The sequence below is a fragment of the Mycobacterium sp. genome, from assembly GCF_050700595.1.
Taxonomy (GTDB): Bacteria; Actinomycetota; Actinomycetes; order Mycobacteriales; family Mycobacteriaceae; genus Mycobacterium.
On the sequence record NZ_JBOHHI010000020.1, the window covers coordinates 1 to 3,199 of the forward strand.

At 68.6% G+C, this 3,199-nt stretch carries 4 protein-coding genes; 3 read left to right on the forward strand and 1 reads right to left on the reverse strand.

Translation table 11 applies throughout. The annotated features are described in order from the left end of the window. Window positions 1-471, reverse strand: a 471-nt coding sequence (trhA, locus tag ACRDTL_RS01530; protein ID WP_431504961.1) for a PAQR family membrane homeostasis protein TrhA, incomplete at its 3' end; no start/stop codon positions are given. A 67-nt stretch (window positions 472-538) separates the two neighbouring features. Here trhA and ACRDTL_RS01535 point away from each other — a divergent pair. From ACRDTL_RS01535 to ACRDTL_RS01545, 3 genes are all read left to right on the forward strand, one after another. Next, the gene (locus tag ACRDTL_RS01535) at window positions 539-1,333 is read left to right on the forward strand and encodes a (2Z,6E)-farnesyl diphosphate synthase (RefSeq protein ID WP_431504964.1); all 795 of its coding nucleotides are present in this window, start codon (window positions 539-541) and stop codon (window positions 1,331-1,333) included. Window positions 1,334-1,405: 72 nt separating this feature from the next. Next, window positions 1,406-1,807, forward strand: coding sequence for a hypothetical protein (locus ACRDTL_RS01540; protein WP_431504962.1), 402 nt, complete (start codon window positions 1,406-1,408; stop codon window positions 1,805-1,807). A 42-nt stretch (window positions 1,808-1,849) separates the two neighbouring features. Beyond that, on the forward strand, window positions 1,850-3,199 hold a 1,350-nt coding region (locus ACRDTL_RS01545), incomplete at its 3' end, for a hypothetical protein (RefSeq protein WP_431504963.1).

Here is a 3,199-nt window from a genome sequence, read left to right on the forward strand (position 1 = left end):
CGGCCAGCACACTTTCAGCAGGATCCCCGCCAACGCACCGCCCCACACGATCCACAGCACCACCGTCCCGGTGTTACGGGGCATGGCCAGCCGCGCGAACGGCGTGTAGCTGCCGGCGATGAACACGAAGATCATCGAATGGTCGAGCCGCTTCATCCGCATCCGGGCGGCAACCGATTTCCACTGGATCCGGTGATAGGTGGCGCTGACGGCGAACATCGCCACGGTGGCCGCGGCGTAGATCAGCGTTGAGTGGCCGGCACGCGGCGATGCGACCGCCCACGACACCGACACCAGAGTCGCGCCGCAGACGATCGCCAGCCACGCGGAGTAGAAGTGGATCCAGCCGCGCATACGGGGCTTGGTCAAGACCTCGGCGGCGCCCTCGACGACCTGGTCGGCCACTTCCTCGACGGCGGTCATCGGCCCGGAGTTTTCCGGCGACGAAGCGGCGTCGGTCTGGTCGCTCAATTTTCCTCTCCCTGACTCCTGGCAAGATTGCCGGCCGGTCTTGGTTCCCACAGTAATCTGGATGTTCGTGGACATCATTCCGCCACGCCTCAAAGAACCGCTGTATCGCATCTACGAGCTGCGGCTGCGGCAGGGCCTGGCGGCTTCAAAATCCGCGCTGCCCCGGCACATCGCCGTGCTGTGCGACGGCAACCGGCGCTGGGCGCGCAGCGCGGGCTACGACGACGTCAGCTACGGCTACCGGATGGGCGCGGCCAAGATCGCCGAGATGCTGCGCTGGTGCCAGGAAGCCGGCATCGAAATGGCTACCGTCTACCTGCTTTCCACGGAAAACCTGCAACGCGATCCCGAAGAGTTGGCGGCGCTCATCGAGATCATCACCGACGTCGTCGAGGAAATCTGTGCGCCGGCCAACCGGTGGAGTGTGCGCACGGTCGGCGACCTGGAGCTGATCGGTGAGGAACCGGCGCGACGACTGCGCGGCGCCGTGGAACGCACCGCGTCCACTACAAACGGTGACTTCCACGTCAACGTCGCAGTCGCCTACGGCGGCCGCCAGGAGATCGCCGACGCGGTGCGCGGGCTGTTGAGCAAGCAGCTCGCCAACGGCGCCACCGCCGACGAACTCGTCGAGGCGGTCACCGTCGACGGCATCTCGGAGAACCTCTACACCTCCGGGCAACCCGACCCCGACCTGGTCATCCGGACGTCGGGGGAGCAGCGGCTGTCCGGTTTCCTGTTGTGGCAGAGCGCCTATTCGGAGATGTGGTTCACCGAGGCGCACTGGCCGGCATTTCGACGAGTCGATTTCCTGCGCGCACTGCGCGATTACAGCCTGCGCCACCGCCGTTACGGCCTGTAGCGCGTTGTTACTGGCAGCGTTTGGCAGTGCCGTGCCTGGAGTTGGCACTGCTCGCGGCCGCACCATCGGCACATGACAAGCGAATTAGTTTCAACTAGTCACAGCCGAGCCGATGACCGGCGCCGGCGATCGGTCCTTGCCGACCTGGCCTTCTGGAGCGTCGCGGGCGCGATCGTCGCCGCATTATCCGGACCACTCGGTGACTGGTGGAGCGTGCCGCACGCGGCGCTGCTGGCCGGCGGGCTGGTATTCGTCGTCGGCGGTGCCGGCCTGCTGTTCGGGCTGACCCGGATCCGCCCGACACCGCGTCGTCTGGTGTGGGGTTTCGGGGTGTTCAACCTCATCTTCGCCCCGATCGTGTGGGCGACAGCCTTGTATGGCTGGTTGGCGCTGAGCGGGGCGGGTAACTGGGCGCTCGTCTGCGCCGGGGGCGTCGCCCTCGTGCTCGGCGCCTGGCAGTTGAACACCCACTGACGGTCTCGGTCGACACCAAGGCCCCGTGCCACACTTGTAGCCATGGCTGCGCTGTCGGCGGCGGTGTTCACGCTGAGCTGGTGGCTGGGGGCGTACCTGCTGGCCCGTGACCCGCGCAAGCCCGTGCTCGTGTTGGCGGCGACCGGACTGTGCGGCTTCGCGACCGTGGTGGCGCTGGACGCGGTGCGGCTGGTCGCACACAGCGAGTTGCTCGCCCGGGTTGAGATCTATTTCGTTGCGGTGCCGGGCGTGGCATGGTTCGCGGTGCTGCTCGAACTGGCCCGGCCGGGCGACCACTGGGCCAGCCGTGCCCGCGAGCTGCTTCTGGTCGGCGGTGTCGCGGCCGCGGCGCTGGTGGGCGCGATGATGGCCGGCAGTGTAGCCGGTCCGCTGCGGTCCGGTCACTGGGTGATGTTCGCGGTGATCTCGCTTTCCACGCTCGGCGCAATGGCCAAGGCCCTGGTCCGGCCGGCGCAACCGGTATCGGTGGTCGGGTTGGTGGTCGTCGCGACGCTGTTCTTCGCCCTCGGCAACGCCATCCTGGTCATTCCGCTGGGTGTGCTGCCCAGCTGGCTGGCGTTGGCGTCGACGGGTTGCGACGTGCTGGGGCTCGGCGTGGCGGTGGCGCTGTGGGACGCTTTCGACGAGGGCCAGGCGCTGCGCGCCGACATGGTGCGCTCGTTCGCCGGCAGCGTCGTAGCGGCGGTGCTGTTCGGTGGTCAGGCGCTGATCGCCCTGGCGGTGACCGAGCATGAGACCGGCGCGAAGACGGCGCTGACGGTGCTGCTGTTCACCACCCTGGCGATCGCGATCGACGTGCAGGTGCTGGCCGACCCGCTGGCGGGGATCCTGGACCGGATGGCGTTCTGGCGGTCACCGACGCTGCGCGCCGACCGGGCGACGTTGCGCCGCACCGAATCAGCGCTGCCGCTGCGGTCGGGCCACCCGCTCGCCGATGTCGACGACGACACATTTGCCCGGCTCACCCGCCGCGCGCTGGGCCACTATGCTGACTTGTCCAAACTGGTCGCCAGCCCGCTCACCGCGCTGCCCACCATCGACGAGCGGCTGACCGCCCGCGGAGCGCCCGACCAGCCGCTGGAGCGGGCCGTCGAACTCAAGGCGCTGCTGGCCGATCGCATCGCGCAGCTCAAGCCGCGCGGCGGCGGCGACTTCGGCACCAGCGAGCAATGGCGCTACTACAACTCGCTGTATTTCCCGTACGTCGTCGGCGTGCGGGCCTACGCGCAGAACGCCACCGCCGCCGGTCTGGACCCGACCGCCCGGCAGGCCTGGCAGTGGTTGGTCACCGATGTGCCGCAACGCTCGCTGCACAACTGGCAAAACGCCGCGGCCCGGCTCATCGCCGCCGATCTGCGCGGCCGGGTGCCG

Bases quoted from the DNA above. Each gene is read 5' to 3' on its own strand.
- ACRDTL_RS01540 (WP_431504962.1), top strand. From the start codon at position 1,406: ATGACAAGCGAATTAGTTTCAACTAGTCACAGCCGAGCCGATGACCGG.